Here is a 21,527-nt window from a genome sequence, read left to right as displayed (position 1 = left end):
GGGAGGGGGGCATCAAGAACGGTACATCGATCCGGCCGGACAGATCGACGGATATTACGCTCCGTGGAGCGCGGGCAACCCTCAAGCGCCGGGCGAGCCTTTCAGCCCGTCCGGCGCTTGAGGTCACGGCCCCTCAGGGCCGGCGGCGAATGCTATGCGCGCGGCTTCTCGCGCATCTCGTACGTCGCGATGACGTCGTCGACCTTGATGTCGTTGAAGTTGCCGAGGTTGATACCGCCCTCGAAGCCTTCGCGGATCTCGGTGACGTCGTCCTTGAAGCGGCGCAGACCCTCGATGTTGAGGTTCTCGGCGATGACCTTGCCGTCGCGGACGAGGCGCGCCTTGGTGTTGCGCTTGACCTCGCCGGAGCGGATGAGGACACCGGCGATGTTGCCGAGCTTGGACGACTTGAAGACCTCGCGGATCTCCGCCGTGCCGAGCTCGACCTCCTCGTACTCGGGCTTGAGCATGCCCTTGAGGGCCGCCTCGATCTCCTCGATCGCCTGGTAGATGACCGAGTAGTACCGGACGTCCACGCCTTCGCGCTCGGCCATCTGCGCCGCGCGGCCGGCCGCGCGGACGTTGAAGCCGATGACGATGGCGTCGGAGCCCATGGCCAGGTCGATGTCGGACTCCGTGACCGCACCGACGCCGCGGTGCAGGACGCGGATGTCGACCTCTTCGCCGACGTCCAGCTGGAGCAGCGAGGACTCCAGCGCCTCGACGGAACCAGAAGCGTCACCCTTGATGATGAGGTTGAGCTGCTGGATCTCGCCGGCCTTGAGCACCTTGTCGAGGTCCTCGAGGGAGACGCGGCGCACGCGCTTGGCGAACGCGGCGTTGCGCTCGCGGGCGGCGCGCTTCTCGGCGATCTGGCGGGCGGTGCGGTCCTCGTCGACGACGAGGAAGTTGTCGCCCGCGCCGGGGACGTTGGTGAGACCGAGCACCTGGACCGGGGTCGAGGGGCCGGCTTCCGTCACGTTGTTGCCGTTGTCGTCGAGCATCGCCCGGACGCGGCCGTACGCGTCGCCGACGACCATCGTGTCGCCGACCCGCAGGGTGCCTCGCTGGACGAGGACCGTGGAGACGGCGCCTCGACCGCGGTCGAGGCGGGACTCGATGGAGATGCCCTGCGCGTCCTGGTTCGGGTTGGCCCGCAGGTCGAGCGAGGCGTCGGCGGTGAGGACGACGGCCTCCAGCAGGGAGTCGATGTGCAGACCCTGCTTGGCGGAGATGTCGACGAACATCGTGTCGCCGCCGTACTCCTCGGCGACGAGGCCGTACTCGGTGAGCTGGCCGCGGACCTTGGTCGGGTCGGCGCCCTCGACGTCGATCTTGTTGACCGCGACGACGATCGGGACGTCGGCCGCCTTGGCGTGGTTGAGCGCCTCGACCGTCTGCGGCATGACGCCGTCGTTGGCCGCGACGACCAGGATCGCGATGTCCGTCGAGCGGGCACCACGGGCACGCATGGCGGTGAACGCCTCGTGACCCGGGGTGTCGATGAAGGTGATCGCGCGGTCCTCGCCGTTGACCTCGGTCGCGACCTGGTAGGCACCGATGTGCTGGGTGATGCCGCCGGCCTCGCCCGCGATGACGTTCGTCTTGCGGATCGCGTCGAGAAGACGCGTCTTGCCGTGGTCGACGTGACCCATGACGGTGACGACCGGCGGGCGGACGACCAGGTCGTCCTCGTCGCCCTCGTCCTCGCCGAACTCGATGTCGAAGGAGCCCAGGAGCTCGCGGTCCTCCTCCTCCGGGCTGACGATCTGAACCGTGTAGTTCATCTCGCCGGCCAGGAGCTCCAGCGTCTCGTCGGAGACGGACTGGGTGGCGGTGACCATCTCGCCGAGGTTCATCATGACCGCGACGAGGGACGCCGGGTTGGCGTTGATCTTCTCCGCGAAGTCGGTGAGCGACGCGCCGCGGGAGAGACGGATGGTCTCGCCGTTGCCGCGCGGCAGCATCACGCCGCCGACGCTCGGGGCCTGCATGGCCTCGTACTCCTGGCGCCGCTGCCGCTTCGACTTGCGGCCACGACGGGCGGGCCCGCCGGGACGGCCGAAGGCGCCCTGCGTGCCACCACGGCCACCGGGGCCGCCGGGACGACCGCCGAAGCCGGGACGGCCACCGCCGCCACCGGCACCAGCGCCGGGGCCGCCGCCGAAGCCGCCGCCACCGGGACGGGCGCCGAAGCCACCGCCGCCGGGACGCGCGCCGCCACCGGCACCGCCGCCGGGACGGGCGAAGCCGCCGCCGCCACCGGGACGACCGGGACCGCCGGGACGACCGGCACCGCCGGTGCCCGGACCACGGCCGCCGGGGCCGCCGCCGGGACGCGGGCCGGCAGCCGGACGCTGCGGCATCATGCCGGGGTTGGGACGGGGACCGCCGGGACGCGGACCGCCGGGGCCCGCACCCTGCGGACGGGGCATGCCCGCCGGCGAGGGACGGGGGCCGCCGGGAGCCTGCGGACGGGGACCGCCCTGGGCGCCACCGGGCGCCTGGGGACGCGGACCCGCGCCGGGCGCGCCACCGGGACCGCCGGGCCGCGGGCCCTGCGGACGGGGGGCACCCATGCCGGCGTTGCCGCCGGAGGTGAAGGGGTTGTTGCCCGGACGCGGACCGGCCGGACGGCCGCCCGGACGCTGACCGGGGGCGCCACCGGGACGCGGACCACGCTCGCCGCGCTCGGGACGGTCACCGGACGGGCGCTGGCCCTGGCCGGGACCGCCGGGGCGGGCGCCGCTGGGCTTGGGGGCCGCCGGGCCGGGACGCGGGCCACCCGGGCGCGGGGCCTGGGCGGCGGGCTGCTGCGGGGCCGGGGCCGACGGCGGAGCGGTGAACTCCGGGACGGACGGGGCCGGACGCGGCGCGGGCTTGGGGCCCGGACGCGGACCCGAGGGGGCCGTGGCCGCCGGGGCGGGGGCCGCCGCGGGGGCGGGCGTCACCGGGGCGGGGGCCGCGGGGGCCGGCGCCGCGGCGGGCTTGGGGGCGGCCGGCTTCGGCGGAGCCGGACGTGCCGACGTCGCCGGAGAGGGCGCGCCGGGCTTGGGGGCCGCCTTGCGGGGGGCGGGCTTGCCGCCGCCCTGGAAGGCGTCTGTCAGCTTGCGTACAACGGGGGCCTCGATCGTCGAGGACGCCGATCGGACGAATTCACCGAGTTCCTGGAGCTTGGCCATGACGACCTTGCTCTCCACACCGAACTCCTTGGCGAGTTCGTATACCCGGACCTTAGCCACTTCGCTCCTTTGAGGTCCGGGTTTGCGGCCGGACCGTCGCTACTTCATGGGCGTACTCATCGCGTGCTCATCGAGTGCTCATCGCAATCTCGACCTACTTCCAACTCGCGGGGTACCTGGCCGCACGGAGGCTCCGCGCGACCATTCCTTACTGTGCTGCCTCGTCGGCAACGGTCGTCTGCTCGACGTATTGGCGCAACGCCTTTATGTCGAGCGCTCCCTGGGCGCGCAGCGCCCGTGTGAACGCCCGGCGGCGCACCGCCTGGTCGAGACAGAGCGGGACGGGATGCACGTACGCACCCCGGCCGGGCAGCGTACCGCGAGGATCGGGTACGCATTCGTCCCCGACCGCCACGATGCGCAGCAGTCCCGTCTTGGCCGCCCGCTCCCGGCAGCCCACACAGGTGCGCTCAGGGCATGCTCGGGCGTGCGTCCGGCCAGACACTGTTAAGTCTACCTCCCCGCGACGGTCTCACCCCTTTGGGTCAGGACTCGAACACGCGCCGCGATATAACTGACGTGATCCAACCCACTACCGGCCGAGATCTATTCCCCGGTCTGCTCGGTGTCGGGCCGGATGTCGATGCGCCAGCCGGTGAGGCGGGCGGCGAGACGGGCGTTCTGCCCCTCCTTGCCGATCGCCAGCGACAGCTGGTAGTCGGGCACGGTGACGCGCGCGGAGCGGGCCTGGAGGTCGACGATCTCGACGTTGGACACCCGGGCCGGCGACAGCGCGTGCGCCACCAGCTCCGCCGGGTCGTCCGACCAGTCGACGATGTCGATCTTCTCGCCGTTCAGCTCGCCCATCACATTGCGCACCCGGCCGCCCATCGGCCCGATGCAGGCGCCCTTGGCGTTGAGCCCGCTGCGGGTGGAGCGGACGGCGATCTTCGTGCGGTGGCCGGCCTCGCGGGCGATCGCCGCGATCTCGACCGAACCGTCCGCGATCTCCGGCACCTCCAGCGCGAAGAGCTTCTTCACCAGGTTGGGGTGCGTACGGGACAGGGTGACCGAGGGGCCGCGGACGCCCTTGGCGACGCGGACGACGTAACTGCGCAGCCGCATGCCGTGCGGGTAGGTCTCGCCGGGGACCTGCTCCTGCACCGGCAGGATGGCCTCCAGCTTGCCGATGTCGACGAGGACGTTCTTCGGGTCGCGGCCCTGCTGGACGACGCCCGTGACGATGTCGCCCTCGCGGCCGGCGTACTCGCCGAGCGTCGCGTCGTCCTCCGCGTCGCGCAGCCGCTGGAGGATCACCTGCTTGGCGGTGGTGGCGGCGATCCGGCCGAAGTCCGACGGGGTGTCGTCGAACTCGCGCGGCTCCTGCCCCTCCTCCAGGTCCTCGGGGTCCTCCTTCGCCCACACGGTCACATGCCCGGTCTCCCGGTCGAGCTTGACGCGCGCGCGGCGGCGGCTTCCCTCGGTGCGGTGGTAGGCGATGAGGAGGGCCGACTCGATCGCCTCGACCAGCAGGTCGAAGGAGATCTCCTTCTCCCGTACCAAGCCCCGCAGGGCACTCATGTCGATGTCCACGGCTACGCCTCCTCTTCCTTCTCGTTCTCGCTCTGGTCCTTGCGGTTGAACTCGACCTGGACGCGGGCCTTGTCGATGTCGCTGAAGGCGAGCCTGCGGGCGGTGGGCTTGCGCCCCTTCACGCCGGGCACCTCCAGGTCGAGGCCCTCCTCGTCCACGCCGAGGATCCGGGCGGTGACGTCGCCGCCCTCGGTGAGCTGGAACTTCACCAGCCGGCCCGTGGCGCGCTCATAGTGCCGGTGCTCCTTGAGCAGCCGTTCCGCGCCGGGGGTGCCGACCTCCAGGTCGTACGCGTCCTCGCCCATCGCGTTGGTCTCGTCGAGCTTCGCCGAGAGCGCGCGGCTCACATCGGCGACGGCGTCCAGGTCGGCCCCGGCGTCCGAGTCGACGACCACCCGCAGCACGCGCTTGCGGCCCACCGTCTCCACCGCGATCTCTTCGAGGTCGAGCCCCTGTGAGGTGACGAGCGGTTCCAGGAGCTCTCGCAGCCTCTCGCTCTGGGTGGTGCTCATCCGGGTGACTCCTCGGCCGCGTGTGCTGTTGTGGAATGGGTCGCGTGTCCGGTCAAAGGGTATCCGGTCGCGGGTGGTGTTGCCGTCCACCCGCTTGGCGGACGGCGCCCCTGACCGACGTACGCCGCACCCGCGGGTACCGTGATCACCTGCGGGTCCGCCCCTTCCGCTCGCCCCGCTCCCTGTCCCTACGACCGTGCCGAGGACGTCTGCCGTGCCGTATCCCCCGCCGCGTGTGCCCTCGGGGCTCCGCCGCAGAAGCCTTCTCGCCTCGCTGGCCCTCCTCGGCGCGGCCGGCTGCTCGTCCGGGGGGGCCGGGGAGAGCGCTTCGGGCGGCGAATCGGCGGTGAAGCGGGTACGGGCGCGGGCCGTGACGGACAGTCAGGGTCTGGTGGACCGGTACGACGCCGTCCTCGCCGTTCATCCGGGGCTGGTGGGGTTGCTGGCGCCGTTGCGGGGGGAGGTGGTCCGGCATGTGGAGGCGTTCGGGGGGAGTGCTGCGGGGGGTACGGAGTCGGCGGCGCCGTCTCGATCTGCGGCCTCTGGTTCGGCGGCTTCTGCTGTGCCCTCCCCCAGTGTTCCTGCCGTCGACGACAAGACCGCGCTCTCCGAACTCGCCGCCGCCGAGCGGGCGTTGGCTGATCGGCGGGCCGGGGAGCTGGTGGAGGTGCCGGGAGAGCTGGCCCGGCTGCTGGCGTCGGTCGCCGCCGCCGGGGCCGCGCACGCGTATGTGCTGACCGAGGGGGCCGCCCGATGAGTGACGCCGAGCCGACCGCTGAACTGACCGCTGTGCAGGCCGCGTTGGCCGCCGAGCACGCGGCCGTGTACGGGTACGGGGTCGTCGGGGGGCGCGTCGCCGCCGCCCGGCGGAACGAGGCCCGGGAGGCGTGGGACGCGCACCGGGCGCGGCGGGACTCGTTGGCGCGCAGCGTAAGGGAGTTGGGGGGTGAGCCCGTCGCCGCCGGGGCCGCTTACGCGTTGCCGTTCGAGGTCGTGAACTCCGCCGACGCGGTGCGGCTCGCCGCGGAGTTGGAGGACCGGGTCGCCGGGGTGTACTCGGATCTGGTGCGGGCCGCTTCGGGGGCGCGGCGGCAGGATGCGGCGGGGGCGCTGCGGGAGGCGGCGGTGCGGGCCGTGCGGTGGAGCGGGGGGACGGTCGCGTTTCCGGGGCTGGCCGAGCGGGGTGGGGCGGGTGTGGGGAGTTCTTCGGCTGGGGGCTCTTCCTCTAGTGCGGGTGGTTCTTCGGCCGGGGGTTCTTCCTCGGGTGCCGAGGGTTCTTCGGCCGACGGCTCTTCGGCGGGTGCCGGTGGTTCGCCGGCGGGTTCGGGGGGTTCTTCGGCGGGTTCCGGTGGTTCTTCGGCGGCCTCCTCTTCCTCCTCTTCCTCGTGAGGTCCGAGGGCGTGCAGCGGGGGGACGGTGGGGAGTTCGAGGTGCCGCAGCGGTTGGTGCGGGCGCTCGGGGAGGCCGATCCTGATGGGGGCGGCTGGCTGTCGTCGCTGCCTTCCGTGCTGCAAGAGGCGGTCGCCGCCGGTGAGTTGAGTGTCGAGCGGGTGCAAGTGCCCGGTGGGCGCAGCAGTCTTGTCGTGCTCGTGCGGCGGGGCGACGGGTCTCCCGCCGTGCTCAAGCTCGCGCCCGCCCGGTTCCGGCCCGCCGCCGAGCGGGCGGCGCTGGTGCACTGGGGTGGGCTGGGGGCCGTGCAAGTCCTTCAAGAGGGCGCCGGGGAAGGGGTGTTGCTGCTGGAGCGGCTCCATCCTGATGTCTCCGTGCGGTCGTTGCCGGAGGCGAAGGCGTTGCTGGAGGCGGCGGGGGCGTTGCGGCGGCTGTGGGTGGAGCCGCCCGCCGGGTACGAGTCGGTGTTCGAGAGTGTCGCCGAGCGGACCGGGCGGCAGGCCTCGGCGATGGCCGCCGGGGCTGATGGGGAGGTGGGGGTGCTTGTCGACGCGGCGCTTCGGGTGCGGGCGGAGTTGGTGGGGTCCGCGGCTGAAGTGCGGTTGCTGCATGGGACGTTCCGGCAGAGCAAGGTGCTGGCGGGGGAGCGGGCGCCGTGGCTTGCGGTGGGGCCTGATCCGGTGGTGGGTGAGTGTGCGTTCGATCTGGCTCGGCTGGTGCGGGATCGGGTGGAGGATCTTATTGCTTCGCCGAGTGGGGCCGCTGTTGCTCGGCGGCGGGTGAAGAAGTTGGCGGAGTCGTTGGAGGTGGATCAGGAGAGGTTGCGGGGGTGGGTGTTGTTCCGGGCGGTGGAGTCCGGGGTGCGGGCGCGGAGGGTGGGGCGGGTTCGGGATGCGGAGCTGTTGCTTGAGTTTGCCGGGTGGGTTTAGGGCGGGTCGGCTCGGGGGGTTCTGTTGTGTTCGGGCTGCGGGTGCGTTGTGGTTGTTCGCGCCCACGCGGCGGTAGCCGCATATCAGATGCAGCCCCGCGCCCCTAGGTCCGTTGCTCGCGCGCAAGTTCGCCAGGAAGCCCTCAGCCGCGCCCCTTAAAAGCAGGCAGCCTGCCCCCTGTTCAAGCTGCGCCCCAAGCTCCTGTCAGCCCCTCAGTTTCAGCGCCAGCGCCGGGCAGTCCCTCTCCGCTCTTCTCGCCCTCCTCCTCGCCCCCTCCTCCAGCTCGCCCCCACCCACCACCGGATACCCCCACTCATCCAACTCCACATGCTCCGGCAGGAGTTCGGCGCACAGGCCATGGCCCCCGCACATCGTCCAGTCGATCCCTATCTCCATCTCTCAGCACCCCTCCCCAGCCGTGCAGTACCCCCGCGCGTGCGCGGTGATCTCGTGGGCGAATGTCGTCAATGCGCTGCGGACCAGGCGGACCGTTCCGTCGGGGTGGTGGCAGGCTCCTCTTCCCTCCACCAGGCCCGCCCAGCGGGAGATGTCCGTACGGGCCGTGCCTTGTGGGCCCGGAGTTGCCAAGGTGGCGAACGCCGTGGCCATGCGGGGAAGGCCGTTCAGACAGGGGCCGCACTGGCCTGCCGACTGGAGGGCCAGGTAGCGGAGGATCTGGGCCGTCTCCTTCACCCCGCAGGCCGTCACCGGGAGGGGTTTCAGGACGCCGGCGCCCAAGTAGTCGGCGTTCAGCGGGACTTGGGCCGCCTCCTGGGCGGGGATCCAGGTGCCGTGGTAGCCGCCGACCAGGACCGCCGAGATGCCGTGCAGGGGCAGCAGGCGGCCGATCGGCATGCCGTACGGGGCTTCCACGACCCTCGGTTCGCCGCCGGGGGTGTGGAGGGTGAGCAGGACGCTGCCGGGCTGGGCCGGGGTGCCCGCGGTGCGGTACCAGTCGGCGCCGTAGCGGGCGACCAGCGCCAGATGGGCCAGGGTCTCGACGTTCTGGACGAGGGTCGGGGCCTTGTGGACGCCGCGTTCACGGACCGGCGGGTCCTGGTGGGCCGGGGTCGCGGGACCGCCGCCGACGTACCGCGCCAGCGCCGAAGTCTGTCCGGAGAGGAAGGACTTGGGGAGCCGTACGACCTTCACCTCGCGGGGGTCGCGGCGCTGGGACAGGGCCGACTCCAGCCAGGTCGCGCCGTCCTCCACCGCCAGGTACACCTCGCCCGCGCCGGTCACGTGGGCCGCCAACTGGAGGCCGTCCAGGACGAGATGGGGGGACAGCTGGAGGAGGGTCCTGTCCTTGCGGCTCGCCGGTTCGCCCTCGGCGCCGTTCGCTATCACCACGGGGGCGCGGCCCGTTCTGCGGCCATGTTCGGCCACCGCGACGAGTTTGCGGTACGTCGGGAACGCCGCCCCTCCCCTGCCGGTGAGGCCTGATTCGGCGACCGTTCTGAGGACGTGCTCGGGGTCGTCGTAGCCCATCGGGCCGTAGCGCTGGGTGTGGGTGGGGAGGTCGGCCGGGGTGTTGCCGGGGGCCAGGAGGCGGGGGGACATGTGGAGGTCGGGGAAGGTGGCGGTCATGGGCGGGCTCCTGCTGCGGTGAGGAGGGCTTCGGGGGTGCGGCGGGCGGCGCGGGCGGCGTGGAGCGTGCGGGCCGTGAAGGCGGCGGTCACTGTCGCCGTGCAGGTCAGCGTCAGCCAGGTCATCCAGTCGGCGCCGGTGTCCGTGCCGATGCCGAGGCCGTGGATCAGGGCGACCGGCCAGGACGCGTACGCCAGCCAGTGCACCGCCCGCCAGGTGCGGTGGCCTATGCGTTCGCGCAGGAGGCTGGTGATCAGGACGGCCAGGAGGAGGTCGAGGGCGACCGTGCCGAGGCCCAGCCAGAGGGGCTGGTAGTCGGAGAGGAAGGGGATCAGGGCGTCGGTGAGGGTGATGTCGACGTAGCTGTCGGCGATCGCCGTGGTGATGTGCAGGGCCAGGAAGGCGGTCGCGGAGAGGGAGAGGGTGCGGTGGAGGGTGAGCGTGCCGAAGCGGGGGAGGCCGGGCAGGCGGGTCCTCAGGCGGACGGCCACGCCGAGGAGGACGACGACCGTGAAGAGGATCAGGCAGACGGCGCCGGTGGCCCGGTTGGCGTACCAGAGGGTTTCGGAGGTCACGCGGCTGTCTCCCGGTGGGGAGTTGCGGCGCCCCTGGGGGCTGCGCCCCCAGACCCCCGCTCCGGCCCTGAACGGGCCTTGTCCTCAATCGCCGGACGGGCTGAGATTGGCCAGCCGGGGGTCGTCATGACAGCCCCGTCGTGCCTCACCAGCCTTGCCGGCAGCCCCCGTTGGGCCAGCCACCCCTCTGCCCCCTCCCCCTTCACCAGCGCCGCCGTGCTCGCCGTGTTCGCTGTCGCGCAGGTCTGTGCCGCCACCGAGACCGTGCGCCACGGGGTGCGGGCCGGGAGGCCGGTGTGGGGGTCGATGATGTGGTGGAGGGTGTGGGGGCCGCGCCGCCAACTGCGGGCTGTCGTGCCGGAAGTGGCCAGGGCGCCGGAGTGGAGGGACACCGTGTCGTACGTGCCCTCCTGCGGGAGGGATTCCAGGGGGCCCGTGATGTCCTGGACCCTGATCTGCCAGCCGCCCGCCGGAGGTTCGCCGGCCACCGCCGTGTCGCCGCCCAGGCTCACCAGGACTCCGCAACCGGCCGTCTCCGCAAGGAGGTTGGCGGCCTTGTCGGCGGCCCAGGCCTTCGCCGTGGCACCCAGGTCGAGGCGGACTCCCTTGGGGACACCGACCGTTTCGCCGTCGAGGCGGACCGTGCGCCAGCCGGGGGTGCGGCGGAGGGTGAGGAGGACCGGGCGGTCGTCCTGCTGGACGAGGGTGAAGTCGCGGTCGTAGCCCAGGGATTGCATCGCCGAGCCGACCGTGGGGTCCACCGCGCCGTCCGTCGTCCGGGCCGCCTCCAGGGCCACCGCCAGCGCTTCCGCGAGGAGGGGGCTCACCCGCACCGGGCGGCCTGCCGTGGCGTCCAGGGACCTGAGTTCGGAGTCGGGGCGGAAGCGGCTGCACGCGGCGTCGACCTCGGCCAGGTGGCGGGCGAGGAGGAGGTTGCAGGGGGCGAGGAGGGTGGGGTCGGTGACGACCAGGCGGACCGTGGTGCCGAGGGCGCGCCATTCGGCGGCGGCCGTGCGGGCGGAGGAGGTCATCACGACGCTCCGGAGGTGGAGTCCGTGGTGCCGCCCGTGGAGGAGGTCAGGCCACCGGAGTTGGCGGTCGAGCCGCTCGAACTGCTGGAGCCGGCCGAGGAGTTGCCCGAGGCCGAGCTGTCGGAGCTGCTCGAACTTCCCGAACTGTCCGTCGTCGAGGAACTGCCGCTGCTCGAACTGGAGTTGCTTGCGCTGCTGGCCGTCGTCTGCGCGTCCGACTGCATCGTGCCGACCAGCGCGAAGACCCCCGCCGCCGCCGCGAGCGTCAGGGCCGCGGCGAAGGCCGTCGTGCGGCGGGCGCCGCTGCGGACCGCCGCGGCCGCCCCTCTTCTCTCTTCCCGGCTCGCCATGACCGTTCCCCTCCGTAGTGACGTCCTGTCACGCACTACGTTCGGGGAACGGTCTGAGAGAAGTCTGTGAGCTTCCTTTAGCTACCCGGAGACCTCTCTGAGGAATTTCTTCAAGCGGATGATCAGACGGTCAGGCGGGCGATCGCCTCGTCCACCGTCAGCTCCTCGCGCTCGCCGGTCTTACGGTCCTTCAGCTCGACGACGCCCTCCCCCGCCCGTCGGCCCGCGACCAGGATCTTGGGTACGCCGATCAGCTCGGAGTCGGTGAACTTGACGCCCGGCGAGACGCCCGCGCGGTCGTCGACGAGGACCCTCAGCCCCGCCTCGCGCAGCTTCTCCGAGACCTCCAGGGCCAGTTCGGTCTGGAGGGCCTTGCCGGCGGCGACGACGTGGACGTCGGCCGGGGCGATCTCGGCGGGCCAGCACAGGCCCTTGTCGTCGGCCGTCTGCTCGGCGAGGGCGGCGACCGCGCGGGAGACGCCGACGCCGTAGGAGCCCATGGTCACGCGGACCGGCTTGCCCTGCTGGCCGAGGACGTCGAGCTTGAGGGCGTCGGCGTACTTGCGGCCGAGCTGGAAGATGTGCCCGATCTCGATGGCGCGGTCCAGCTTGAGGCCGGTGCCGCAGGCGGGGCACGGGTCGCCCTCCTGGACGACGACGACGTCGACGTACGCGTCCACCTCGAAGTCGCGGCCCGCGACGACGTTCTTGGCGTGCGTGTGCTCCTTGTTGGCGCCGGTGATCCAGGCGGTGCCGGGGGCGATGCGCGGGTCGGCGATGTACTGGACCTTGTCGCCGAGGCCCTGCGGGCCGACGTAGCCGCGGACCAGGTCGGGGCGGCCGGTGAAGTCCTCGGCGGTGACCAGTTCGACGCTCGCGGGGGCGAAGTGGGCCTCGACCTTGTCCAGGTCGACCTCGCGGTCGCCGGGGACGCCGACGGCGACGATCTCGCCGTCCACCTTGACCAGGAGGTTCTTCAGGGTCGCGGCGGCGGGGACGCCGAGGGAGGCGGCCAGGGTCTCGATGGTCGGGGTGTCGGGGGTGGGGATCTCCTCCAGCGCCCCGGCGGCCGGCTCCTGCGGGGTCAGCGGGAAGTGCACGGCCTCGGTGTTCGCCGCGAACTCGCAGTTCGGGCAGTCCGCGAAGGTGTCCTCGCCGGCCTCGGCGGGGGCCAGGAACTCCTCGGACTTCGAGCCGCCCATCGCGCCGGCGGTGGCCGCGCAGATGCGGTAGTCGAGGCCGAGGCGCGCGAAGATCTTCTGGTACGCCGCGCGGTGCAGGGCGTACGACTTCGCCAGGCCCTCGTCCTCGGTGTCGAAGGAGTACGAGTCCTTCATCAGGAACTCACGGCCGCGCAGGATGCCGGCCCGGGGGCGGGCCTCGTCACGGTACTTGTGCTGGATCTGGTAGAGGATGACGGGCAGGTCCTTGTACGACGACGCCTGGTCCTTCACCAGCAGTGTGAAGATCTCCTCGTGGGTCGGGCCGAGGAGGTAGTCGCCGCCCTTGCGGTCCTGGAGGCGGAACAGCTCCGCCCCGTACTCGTCCCAACGGCCCGTGGCGTCGTACGGTTCCCGGGGCAGCAGGGCCGGCAGCAGGACTTCCTGGCCGCCGATGGCGTCCATCTCCTCGCGCACCACGCGCTCGACGTTGGCCAGGACCTTCTTGCCCAGCGGCAGCCAGGACCACAGGCCGGCGGCGGTGCGGCGGACGTAGCCCGCCCGGACCAGGAGCTTGTGGCTGAGGACCTCGGCGTCCGCCGGGTCGTCGCGCAGCGTCTTCGCCATCAACTGGGACATGCGCTGGACCGGTGCCTTGGCCATGGTTCTCGTACTCCTGCCGGATGAAGGGACTGGCTAGGAGGTTAGCTGCCGGTCAGGGATGGTCGGAAATCGTCCCCTTGCGTACGAGGGGCAGCGGGGCGCCCATCACCGCGTACGGCCGCGGGGCACTGGGGAACAGGACGCGGCGGGCCAGGTCGTCGTAGCCGAGGGAGCGGTACAGGGCGCGCGCGGGGCTCTCGACGTCGATCGCGGAGAGGATCGAGCGGGGCTGTACGGCGGTGTCGGTGATCGTCGTGATCAGGGACCGGCCGGCGCCGCGGTTCTGGTACGCGGGGTGGACGTGGAGTTCGGTGATGACGAACGAGTCGTCCAGCCAGTAGGTGTTGTCCTGGGCCCTGAGGTAGGGCTCGACGATCGTCGACCACCAGTGGGCGCGGTCGTTGGGCATGCCGTAGACGAAGCCGGCGAGGCGTCCTTCGGGGGTGGTGGCGCCGTACGCCCTGGCGCCCGGGAAGGTCATGTGGCGCAGGACGATCTGGCGGCGTACGGCGACTTCGTCCGGGCCGAGGCCGAAGGCGATCGCCTGGACCGCGAGTGCCTCGTCTACGTGGGCTGAGAGGTCCAGGGGGCCGATGACCAGGTCCATGCGGGGAGCCTACAGGGGCCGGCGGGGTGCCTTCGGGGGGCGGGGTGGTGCGGGGGCTTCCTGAGGGGGCCGCCGCTCAGAAGAGGACGCTCATGAACGCGCCGACCTCGCGGAAGCCGACTCGGGTGTACGTCCTTCGCGCGGGGGTGTTGAAGTCGTTGACGTAGAGGCTGACGACCGGGGCGATGTCGGTGAGGGCGTATCTCAGGACCGCCGCCATGCCGGGGGCGGCGAGGCCCATGCCCCGGTACTCGGGGGCCACCCACACGCCCTGGATCTGGCAGGCCTCGGGGGTCGCGGCGCCGATCTCCGCCTTGAAGACGACTCTGTTCCGGTCGTCGACGCGGGCGAACGAGCGTCCGGAGCCGACGAGTTCGGCGACCCGTGCCTGGTAGAGGAGGCCGCCGTCGCCGGCCAGCGGGGAGACGCCGACCTCCTCCGTGAACATCGCCACGCAGGCCGGCAGGATCGTTTCCATCTCGTCCTTGCGGATGCGGCGGACGTGGGGGTCGGGGGCGATGCCCGCGGGCATGCGGTCGGTGACCATGAGGGGCTGGTGCGCGCGGACGTCTCTGGCCGGGCCCCAGTGGGGTTCGAGGAGGCGCCACAGCGCCGAGGTGGCCTCGGCGGGGCCCACGATCGAGGAGCAGCGGCGGCCGGCTCTGCGGGCGCGGTCGGCGAAGGCGCGGACGGCGCGGGGGGTGGCGCAGATGGGGACGAGGTTGGCGCCCGCGTAGCAGAGGGACGTGAGCATGCCGTCCTCGTACCAGCCCCACATCTCGCCGCCCAGCCGCCAGGGGTCCAGCCCCGCGACCTGCACCCGGGAGGTGACGAACGCGTTCGTCACCGGCTCGCGGCCGAGCACGGCGAGAGCTGCGTCCAAGTCGCTCGGTTCGAGGACCCGGGAGGAGGTGTGGGTCAGCACGGGGCGGGGCCTCACGGTGGGGGTCGCGTTAATCCCCCGCACTGTACCTGCGGAAGCTGAGCGGTGCCTCATGTCGCCGGCGAGGAAAGGTCACCCGGGGTTCGCCTGGGCCCACCCCTGGGGGCTGCGCCCCCAGACCCCGCCATCGGCCCTGAACGGGCCTTGTCCTCAATCGCCGGACGGGCTGGGATAGCTGGGCCTGGTTCTCCAGTGCCGGACGGGCTGGGTGATGCGGGCCGGGATGTGGAGGACACGGCCCAGCCGTCTCAGCCGCCCGGCATCTGAGGGCGAGGCCGCGCAATCTCAGCCCGCCTGGCGTTTGAGGGCGAGGCCGCGCAAATCTCAGCCCGCCCGGCGTTTGAGGACGAAGCCCGTTCAGGGCCGATGCGGGGGGCCGGGGGCGGCAGCCCCCGGGATGGGACGGGTAGGGGCGGCGGGGGCGAGGAGACTAGCCCGCCACCGAGACCGACGGCTCGCCCGACTCGACGCCCGCCTCCTGCATCAGTTCCGCCAGCTTCAGGGCCTCTTCGATCAGGGTCTCCACGATCTTCGATTCGGGGACGGTCTTGATGACCTCGCCCTTCACGAAGATCTGGCCCTTGCCGTTGCCGGAGGCGACGCCGAGGTCGGCTTCGCGGGCCTCGCCGGGGCCGTTCACCACGCAGCCCATGACCGCGACCCGAAGGGGGACCTCCATGCCCGTCAGGCCGGCCGTCACCTCTTCCGCCAGCTTGTAGACGTCCACCTGAGCGCGCCCGCAGGACGGGCAGGACACGATCTCCAGGCCACGCTGCTTGAGGTTCAGCGACTCCAGGATCTGGTTGCCGACCTTGACCTCCTCGACTGGCGGCGCGGAGAGGGAGACGCGGATGGTGTCGCCGATGCCCTGGGAGAGGAGGGCGCCGAAGGCGACGGCGCTCTTGATGGTGCCCTGGAAGGCGGGGCCGGCCTCGGTGACGCCGAGGTGGAGGGGGTAGTCGCACTGCGCGGCGAGCTGCCGGTACGCCTCGACCATGACGACGGGGTCGTTGTGCTTGACGGAGATCTTGATGTCCCGGAAGTCGTGCTCCTCGAAGAGCGACGCCTCCCACAGCGCAGACTCGACGAGCGCTTCGGGGGTCGCCTTGCCGTACTTCTGGAGCAGCCGCCGGTCGAGGGACCCGGCGTTGACGCCGATCCGGATCGGGGTGCCGTGGTCCTTGGCGGCGCGGGCGATCTCGCGGACCTTGTCGTCGAACTGCTTGATGTTGCCGGGGTTGACCCGGACGGCCGCGCAGCCGGCCTCGATGGCGGCGAAGACGTACTTGGGCTGGAAGTGGATGTCGGCGATCACGGGGATCTGGGACTTGCGCGCGATGGTGGAGAGCGCGTCCGCGTCGTCCTGGGTCGGGCAGGCGACCCGCACGATCTGGCAGCCGGAGGCGGTGAGCTCGGCGATCTGCTGGAGGGTCGAGCCGATGTCGGACGTACGCGTCGTCGTCATGGACTGGACGGAGACGGGCGCGTCGCCGCCGACCGCGACCGAGCCGACCTGGATCTGCCTGCTCCGGCGCCGCTCGGCGATCTTGGTAGGAACGGACGGCATGCCGAGAGAAATCGCAGTCATCTGCTATGCAACCCCAAGTCGTGGATCAAGGCCGGACCCATGCGCTGAGCGGGCTCCAGGGTCCGAGGTTACGACACCGGCACCGCACCAGGCACATCACGCCGGTCAGAACGCCTGAACGGACGATGGCCGGACACCCCAGGGTGCCCGGCCGTCGTGAACAGCATGTGGCTAGGAGATTTTCACCGGGTTCACCACGTCCGCGATCAGCACCAGGATCGTGAAGCAGATGAACACGCTCGCCACGACATACGCGAGCGGCATCAGCTTGGCGACGTCGAAGGGGCCGGGGTCGGGGCGGCGCAGGACCTTGGCGAGGTTGCGGCGCAGGGACTCCCACAGGGCGCCGGCGATGTGGCCGCCGTCGAGGGGGAGCAGGGGGAGCATGTTGAAGAGGAACAGGGAGAGGTTGAAGCCGGCCACGAGCATGAGGGCCATGGCGAGCTGCTGGGTGGGCGGGATGTCGAGGGTGAAGATCTCGCCGCCGACCCGGGCCGCGCCGACGACGCCCATCGGGGAGTCGGCCGCGCGCGGGGCACCGTCGAAGGCCGCGTTCCACAGCGCGGGGATCTTGCCGGGCAGCGCGATGATCGAGTGGAAGGCCTCGCCGACGCGGTCGGTCATCCAGGTCACCGAGTCACCGAAGTCCTGGCGGACGATGCCGGTGGCGGCGGAGAAGCCGAGGAACCCGGCGGTGACGTACTGACCTTGGACGATCTGCCCGTTCGCGTCCTTCTTGGCGACCTGGTTGCTGGCGATGGTGGCGTGCAGGGTGACGTCCTGGCCGCCGCGGCTGACGACGATGTCGACCTGCTTGCCGGGGTCGGCGCGGATGAGGTCGGAGAGGTTGTTCCAGTTGTCGGTCTTGACGCCGTCGAAGGAGACGATCTTGTCGCCGGCCTTCAGCCCCGCGGCGGCGGCCGGGGAGGCGGCGTCGCCGGTCCGGCAGCTGTCGCGGGACTCGCTCTGCTTGATGACGCACTGGGAGACCGAGCTGACGGTGGTCGTCTGCTGGGAGATCCCGAAGCCCATGAGGACGGTGAGGAAGAGGCCGATCGCGAGGATCAGGTTCATCCCGGGGCCGGCGAACATGACGATGACGCGCTTCCACGGCTTGCGCGTGTAGAACATCCGTTTCTCGTCGCCGGGCTGGAGCTCCTCGTACGCGGCCGAGCGGGCGTCCTCGATCATGCCGCGCCAGGGGGAGGTGGAGCGGGCGGTGATCCGGCCGTCGTCGCCGGGCGGGAACATGCCGATCATGCGGATGTAGCCGCCCATGGGGATGGCCTTGACGCCGTACTCGGTCTCGCCCTTCTTGCGGGACCAGATCGTCGGCCCGAAGCCGACCATGTACTGCGGGACCCGGATGCCGAACAGCTTGGCCGTGGAGAGATGGCCCAGCTCGTGCCAGGCGATCGAGAACAGCAGGCCCAGTACGAAGACGACTATGCCGAGGATCATCATCAGTGCTGTCATGCGCGGGCCTCCGCTGTCGCCGTCAGTTCCCGGGCCCGTGCCCGCGCCCAGTTCTCTGCTTCGAGGACGTCCGCCACCGTGAGCGAGGTTCCCGGCACGCCGTGTTCCTCCACCACACGGGTGACGGTGTCGATGATGCCGTTGAACGGCAGCGCCCCCTGGCGGAACGCCTCCACGCACTCCTCGTTGGCGGCATTGAACACCGCCGGGGCCGTCCCCGCGAGCTCGCCCACGTGCCGGGCGAGGCTGACGGCGGGGAACGCCTCGTCGTCGAGGGGGAAGAACTCCCAGGTGGAGGCCTTGCTCCAGTCGAAGGCGGGGGCCGCGTCCGGCACCCGCTCGGGCCAGCCGAGGCCGATGGCGATGGGGCCCCCCATGTCGGGGGGCGTCGCCTGGGCCAGTGTCGATCCGTCCGTGAACTCAACCATCGAGTGGACATACGACTGGGGGTGCACGACGACCTCAATGCGGTCGAAGGGAATGTCGTAGAGGAGGTGCGCCTCGATGACCTCGAGCCCCTTGTTGAGCAGGGTCGCCGAGTTGATCGTGATGACCGGGCCCATCGCCCAGGTGGGGTGGGCGAGGGCGTCCTCGACCGTGACGCGCTCCAGCTGCTGCCGGGTGCGGCCCCGGAACGGGCCGCCGCTGGCGGTGACGACCAGCTTGCGGACGTCGGCGCGCTCGCCGGCCGCGAGGGCCTGGAAGAGGGCGGCGTGTTCGGAGTCGACGGGGATGATCTGCCCCGGCTTGGCGAGCGCCTTCACGATCGGGCCGCCGACGATCAGCGACTCCTTGTTGGCGAGCGCGAGGGTGCGGCCCGCCTCCAGGGCGGCGAGGGTGGGGGCGAGGCCGATGGAGCCGGTGATGCCGTTGAGCACCGTGTGGCACTCGGAGGCGGCCACCTGGGTCGCCGCGTCGGGCCCGGCCAGGATCTCGGGCAGCGGCTCGCCGGGGCCGTACTCGGCGGCGAGGGCCTCGCGCAGGGCGGGGACGACGTCCTCGCGGGCCACCGCGACGGTGCGCACCCGCAGCCGGTGGGCCTGTTCGGCGAGGAGGGTGACCCTGCCGCCGTTCGCTGACAGGGCGCTCACCCTGAAACGGCCGGGGTTGCGCAGGACCAGATCGATGGCCTGCGTGCCGATGGACCCGGTGGAGCCGAGGATCACCACGTCCTTCGGCCCGCCGCCCGCGACAGGGTCGAAGACGAGATGCGGATCGGCGAGTGGGGCTGCGCTGTCGGTCATCCCCCCATTGTTGCCGCAACCACTGTCGATCCGGTCGGCGCGTACCCCCGCCGGGTGCACCGTCCCCCGCCCGGACCGGGAATCCCCCGTTCCGCTTGGTGTGGCCCCAGGCGCGCCTTGGGAAATCAGTGGAGTTCATGTGCTTCAAGTGAAGATCGCGTGATATGACTTCCGCTCCGGGCCTGTGGACAACGGGCCCGCGCATCCGAAATCCATGGGGGGATCTCTTCATGCGCAGAACTCAGCTGGGCGCCGTCCTCACGGGCGCGGCCCTGCTCGCGGGCGCCGCTCTCGCCACTCCGGCCCAGGCCGCGGGCGGCGGCGTCACCATCTACCACGTCTGGTTCGACAGCCCCGGCAAGGACGACCGCTCCAACGCCAGCCTCAACGCCGAGTGGGTGCAGCTCAAGAACACCGGCCGGACGGCCGTCTCGGTCAAGGGGTGGGTCCTGAAGGACGCCTCGAACCACAAGTACACCTTCAAGAACGTCACCATCGGCGCCGGGAAGACCGTCAAGGTCCACACCGGGCGGGGCACCGACACGGCGGCCGACAAGTACCAGAACCGGCGCGCGTACGTCTGGAACAACGACGGCGACACCGCGACCCTGACCAAGGCGAACGGCGCGAAGGTCGACAGCTGCACGTGGACCAAGCGCAACAAGGACCACATCTGGTGCTGACGCGCTGACGGACAGGGGGTACCGGGTACCCCCTGCCCCTGTCTCAGCCGATCTTCCGCCGCACGTCCTGCACCCCCGAAGGCCCGGGCGTCGCGTCAGCGATCCACGGCCCCTCCCCCGACGGGTCCACGACCCCCTCCTCCAGCCACTCGTAGGCGCCCCCGAGGACGCCCTCGACGACCTTGCGGTCCAGGGTGTCCGTGTTGGACCACAGGCGGCCGAAGAGTTCGTCGGCGCGCAGGCGTGCCTGATGGCAGAAGGCGTCGGCCAACTGGTAGGCCTCGCGGCCGTGTTCGCCCTGGGCGCGCAGGTGTTCGGCGCGTACGCAGACCGCGCTCATCGCGAACAGCTCGGCGCCGATGTCCACGATCCGGCCCAGGAACCCCTGTTTCGTCTCCAGCGCGCCCTGCCAGCGGGACATGGCGTAGAAGGTGGAGCGGGCGAGTTTGCGGGCGTGGCGCTCTACGTAGCGCAGGTGCGGCGAGAGGTCGACGTCGTGGCGGAAATCGCCGTAGGCGGACGGGAGTTGGCCGGGGCCCGCGACGAGTTTGGGGAGCCACTTGGCGTAGAACACCCCGGCGTGCGCGCCCGCTTTCGCCTTGTCGGCAAGGGACTTGTCGGGGTCGATGAGGTCGCCGGCCACGGCGAGGTGGGCGTCGACGGCCTCGCGGGCGATGAGGAGGTGCATGATCTCGGTGGAGCCCTCGAAGATGCGGTTGATGCGCAGATCGCGCAGCAACTGCTCGGCGGGCACGGCCCGTTCACCGCGCGCCCGGAGCGAGTCGGCGGTCTCGAAGCCGCGTCCGCCGCGGATCTGGACGAGTTCGTCGGCGATGAGGCAGGCCTGTTCGGAGCCGTAGAGCTTGGCGAGGGCGGCTTCGATGCGGATGTCGTTGCGGTCCTCGTCGGCCATCTGGGAGGCGAGGTCGACGACCGCCTCCAGAGCGAACGTCGTCGCCGCGATGAAGCTGATCTTCGCGCCGACCGCCTCGTGCCGCGCGACCGGCCGGCCCCACTGCTCGCGCACCCCCGACCACTCGCGCGCGATCTTCAGCGCCCATTTCCCGGCGCCGACGCACATCGCGGGCAGCGAGAGGCGGCCGGTGTTGAGGGTCGTCAGGGCGATTTTCAGGCCGGCGCCCTCGGGGCCGATGCGGTTGGCGGCCGGGACGCGGACCTGGTGGAAGCGGGTGACGCCGTTCTCCAGGCCGCGCAGGCCCATGAAGGCGTTGCGGTGCTCGACGGTGACGCCCTCGGAGCCGGCCTCGACGACGAACGCCGTGATGCCGCCCTTGCGGCCCTCGGACTTCGGGACCCGGGCCATGACGACCAGCAGGTCGGCGACCACCCCGTTCGTCGTCCACAGCTTGACCCCGTCGAGGACGTAGTCGTCGCCGTCGGGCACCGCGCTCGTCGCGAGGCGGGCCGGGTCGGAGCCGACGTCCGGTTCGGTCAGCAGGAAGGCGCTGATGTCGGTGCGGGCGCAGCGCGGCAGGAAGCGGTCCTTCTGCTCGGGCGTGCCGAACATCTTCAGCGGCTGGGGGACGCCGATCGACTGGTGGGCGGAGAGCAGCGCGCCGATCGCGGGGTTCGCGGAGCCGGCCAGGGCGAGGGCCTTGTTGTAGTACACCTGGGTGAGGCCGAGGCCGCCGTACGCGGTGTCGATCTTCATGCCGAGGGCGCCGAGGTCTTTCAGGGCGGCGATCGTCTCGTCCGGGATGCGGGCCTCGCGCTCGATGCGGGCGGAGTCGACCTTGGTCTCGCAGAAGTCGCGCAGCCGGGCCAGGAACTCCTCGCCCCGGCGGACGTCGTCCGGGGCGGGGAGGGGGTGCGGGTGGATCAGGTCGAGCCGCAGCCGGCCCAGGAACAGCTCCTTGGCGAAGCTGGGCTTGCGCCAGTCCTGCTCCCGGGCCGCCTCGGCGACCTGGCGTGCCTCGCGTTCGGAGACGGTGGGCCGGGTGGGTGGTGCGGACATGAGGGTCACCTCGCCGCGAAGAGGGGGTTACCGATCGGTT

Annotated in this window: 19 protein-coding genes and 1 pseudogene; 5 read left to right on the top strand and 15 right to left on the bottom strand. The window is 71.6% G+C overall.

The window, feature by feature from the left end:
- Positions 1–152: 152 nt before the first annotated feature.
- From infB to rimP, 4 genes are all read right to left on the bottom strand, one after another.
- Positions 153–3,242: a translation initiation factor IF-2 gene (gene infB, locus ACYUD3_RS34825; protein ID WP_470979187.1), complete on the bottom strand. Its 3,090-nt coding sequence runs from the start codon at positions 3,240–3,242 to the stop codon at positions 153–155.
- 148 nt (positions 3,243–3,390) lie between these two features.
- Positions 3,391–3,687, bottom strand: coding sequence for a YlxR family protein (locus ACYUD3_RS34820; RefSeq protein ID WP_470979184.1), 297 nt, complete (start codon positions 3,685–3,687; stop codon positions 3,391–3,393).
- Between the two features lie 101 nt (positions 3,688–3,788).
- Entirely contained in the window at positions 3,789–4,775 is a 987-nt protein-coding gene (gene nusA / locus ACYUD3_RS34815) for a transcription termination factor NusA (protein ID WP_470979181.1), read from the bottom strand.
- Positions 4,776–4,777: 2 nt separating this feature from the next.
- The gene (gene rimP, locus ACYUD3_RS34810) at positions 4,778–5,287 is read right to left on the bottom strand and encodes a ribosome maturation factor RimP (protein WP_470979178.1); all 510 of its coding nucleotides are present in this window, start codon (positions 5,285–5,287) and stop codon (positions 4,778–4,780) included.
- Positions 5,288–5,522: 235 nt separating this feature from the next.
- Between rimP and ACYUD3_RS34805 the strand changes: the two genes are divergently transcribed.
- The 3 genes and pseudogenes from ACYUD3_RS34805 (at position 5,523) to ACYUD3_RS34795 (ending at position 7,605) form a co-directional block, all read left to right on the top strand.
- Positions 5,523–6,044 (top strand): hypothetical protein, encoded by a 522-nt coding sequence (locus tag ACYUD3_RS34805; protein ID WP_470979175.1) that lies wholly within the window; start codon positions 5,523–5,525, stop codon positions 6,042–6,044.
- Positions 6,041–6,535 (top strand): annotated as a pseudogene (locus ACYUD3_RS34800) (ferritin-like domain-containing protein); the annotation flags it as partial. The gene ACYUD3_RS34805 and the pseudogene ACYUD3_RS34800, both read left to right, overlap by 4 nt.
- 137 nt (positions 6,536–6,672) lie before the next feature.
- Complete coding sequence (locus tag ACYUD3_RS34795) at positions 6,673–7,605, top strand: aminoglycoside phosphotransferase family protein (protein ID WP_470979173.1); 933 nt, start codon at positions 6,673–6,675, stop codon at positions 7,603–7,605.
- Between the two features lie 204 nt (positions 7,606–7,809).
- On the opposite strand, the gene ACYUD3_RS34790 is transcribed toward ACYUD3_RS34795, so the two are convergent.
- The 4 genes from ACYUD3_RS34790 to ACYUD3_RS34775 are packed head-to-tail and all read right to left on the bottom strand — an operon-like array spanning position 7,810 to position 10,798.
- Positions 7,810–8,001 (bottom strand): ferredoxin, encoded by a 192-nt coding sequence (locus tag ACYUD3_RS34790; RefSeq protein ID WP_470979170.1) that lies wholly within the window; start codon positions 7,999–8,001, stop codon positions 7,810–7,812.
- A gap of 3 nt (positions 8,002–8,004) precedes the next feature.
- On the bottom strand, positions 8,005–9,192 hold the full coding sequence (locus tag ACYUD3_RS34785; protein ID WP_470979167.1) for an NADH-ubiquinone oxidoreductase-F iron-sulfur binding region domain-containing protein: 1,188 nt from the start codon (positions 9,190–9,192) through the stop codon (positions 8,005–8,007).
- A complete protein-coding gene (locus ACYUD3_RS34780; RefSeq protein ID WP_470979165.1) occupies positions 9,189–9,767 on the bottom strand; it encodes a ferric reductase-like transmembrane domain-containing protein in 579 nt (192 codons plus the stop codon). The genes ACYUD3_RS34785 and ACYUD3_RS34780 overlap by 4 nt, the downstream gene beginning before the upstream one ends.
- Positions 9,764–10,798 (bottom strand): FAD:protein FMN transferase, encoded by a 1,035-nt coding sequence (locus tag ACYUD3_RS34775; protein ID WP_470979163.1) that lies wholly within the window; start codon positions 10,796–10,798, stop codon positions 9,764–9,766. Before ACYUD3_RS34775 ends, ACYUD3_RS34780 begins: the two co-directional genes overlap by 4 nt.
- A gap of 15 nt (positions 10,799–10,813) precedes the next feature.
- Between ACYUD3_RS34775 and ACYUD3_RS34770 the strand changes: the two genes are divergently transcribed.
- Positions 10,814–11,218 (top strand): hypothetical protein, encoded by a 405-nt coding sequence (locus tag ACYUD3_RS34770; protein ID WP_470979161.1) that lies wholly within the window; start codon positions 10,814–10,816, stop codon positions 11,216–11,218.
- A 52-nt stretch (positions 11,219–11,270) separates the two neighbouring features.
- On the opposite strand, the gene ACYUD3_RS34765 is transcribed toward ACYUD3_RS34770, so the two are convergent.
- From ACYUD3_RS34765 to dxr, 6 genes are all read right to left on the bottom strand, one after another.
- On the bottom strand, positions 11,271–12,971 hold the full coding sequence (locus ACYUD3_RS34765; protein WP_470979159.1) for a proline--tRNA ligase: 1,701 nt from the start codon (positions 12,969–12,971) through the stop codon (positions 11,271–11,273).
- A gap of 52 nt (positions 12,972–13,023) precedes the next feature.
- Complete coding sequence (locus tag ACYUD3_RS34760; RefSeq protein WP_470979156.1) at positions 13,024–13,578, bottom strand: GNAT family N-acetyltransferase; 555 nt, start codon at positions 13,576–13,578, stop codon at positions 13,024–13,026.
- Positions 13,579–13,654: 76 nt separating this feature from the next.
- Positions 13,655–14,503 carry a GNAT family N-acetyltransferase gene (locus ACYUD3_RS34755; protein WP_470979154.1) on the bottom strand — a complete coding sequence of 283 codons (849 nt, stop codon included), beginning with the start codon at positions 14,501–14,503 and terminating at the stop codon, positions 13,655–13,657.
- Between the two features lie 448 nt (positions 14,504–14,951).
- The gene (gene ispG / locus ACYUD3_RS34750) at positions 14,952–16,109 is read right to left on the bottom strand and encodes a flavodoxin-dependent (E)-4-hydroxy-3-methylbut-2-enyl-diphosphate synthase (RefSeq protein ID WP_470979151.1); all 1,158 of its coding nucleotides are present in this window, start codon (positions 16,107–16,109) and stop codon (positions 14,952–14,954) included.
- Positions 16,110–16,280: 171 nt separating this feature from the next.
- Positions 16,281–17,573, bottom strand: coding sequence for a M50 family metallopeptidase (locus ACYUD3_RS34745; RefSeq protein ID WP_470979242.1), 1,293 nt, complete (start codon positions 17,571–17,573; stop codon positions 16,281–16,283).
- Positions 17,574–17,581: 8 nt separating this feature from the next.
- Positions 17,582–18,829, bottom strand: a complete 1,248-nt coding sequence (gene dxr / locus ACYUD3_RS34740; protein ID WP_470979149.1) for a 1-deoxy-D-xylulose-5-phosphate reductoisomerase — start codon at positions 18,827–18,829, stop codon at positions 17,582–17,584.
- A 230-nt stretch (positions 18,830–19,059) separates the two neighbouring features.
- Between dxr and ACYUD3_RS34735 the strand changes: the two genes are divergently transcribed.
- Positions 19,060–19,512, top strand: a complete 453-nt coding sequence (locus tag ACYUD3_RS34735; RefSeq protein WP_470979146.1) for a lamin tail domain-containing protein — start codon at positions 19,060–19,062, stop codon at positions 19,510–19,512.
- Positions 19,513–19,555: 43 nt separating this feature from the next.
- On the opposite strand, the gene ACYUD3_RS34730 is transcribed toward ACYUD3_RS34735, so the two are convergent.
- Positions 19,556–21,487, bottom strand: coding sequence for an acyl-CoA dehydrogenase family protein (locus ACYUD3_RS34730; RefSeq protein ID WP_470979143.1), 1,932 nt, complete (start codon positions 21,485–21,487; stop codon positions 19,556–19,558).
- Between the last annotated feature and the right edge of the window lie 40 nt (positions 21,488–21,527).

The organism is Streptomyces sp. AMJ-169, assembly GCF_055597585.1.
Note: the sequence above shows the minus strand (reverse complement) of the source record. Positions and strands in the feature narration are given on the sequence as shown.

Excerpts from the sequence above, each read along its gene's own strand:
- ACYUD3_RS34765 (WP_470979159.1), bottom strand. The coding sequence starts at position 12,971 with ATGGCCAAGGCACCGGTCCAGCGCATGTCCCAGTTGATGGCGAAGACG.
- ACYUD3_RS34785 (WP_470979167.1), bottom strand. The coding sequence starts at position 9,192 with ATGACCGCCACCTTCCCCGACCTCCACATGTCCCCCCGCCTCCTGGCC.
- rimP (WP_470979178.1), bottom strand. The coding sequence starts at position 5,287 with ATGAGCACCACCCAGAGCGAGAGGCTGCGAGAGCTCCTGGAACCGCTC.
- ACYUD3_RS34760 (WP_470979156.1), bottom strand. The coding sequence starts at position 13,578 with ATGGACCTGGTCATCGGCCCCCTGGACCTCTCAGCCCACGTAGACGAG.
- ACYUD3_RS34730 (WP_470979143.1), bottom strand. The coding sequence starts at position 21,487 with ATGTCCGCACCACCCACCCGGCCCACCGTCTCCGAACGCGAGGCACGC.
- dxr (WP_470979149.1), bottom strand. The coding sequence starts at position 18,829 with ATGACCGACAGCGCAGCCCCACTCGCCGATCCGCATCTCGTCTTCGAC.
- ACYUD3_RS34775 (WP_470979163.1), bottom strand. The coding sequence starts at position 10,798 with ATGACCTCCTCCGCCCGCACGGCCGCCGCCGAATGGCGCGCCCTCGGC.
- ACYUD3_RS34735 (WP_470979146.1), top strand. The coding sequence starts at position 19,060 with ATGCGCAGAACTCAGCTGGGCGCCGTCCTCACGGGCGCGGCCCTGCTC.
- ispG (WP_470979151.1), bottom strand. The coding sequence starts at position 16,109 with ATGACTGCGATTTCTCTCGGCATGCCGTCCGTTCCTACCAAGATCGCC.
- ACYUD3_RS34790 (WP_470979170.1), bottom strand. The coding sequence starts at position 8,001 with ATGGAGATAGGGATCGACTGGACGATGTGCGGGGGCCATGGCCTGTGC.
- ACYUD3_RS34745 (WP_470979242.1), bottom strand. The coding sequence starts at position 17,573 with ATGATGATCCTCGGCATAGTCGTCTTCGTACTGGGCCTGCTGTTCTCG.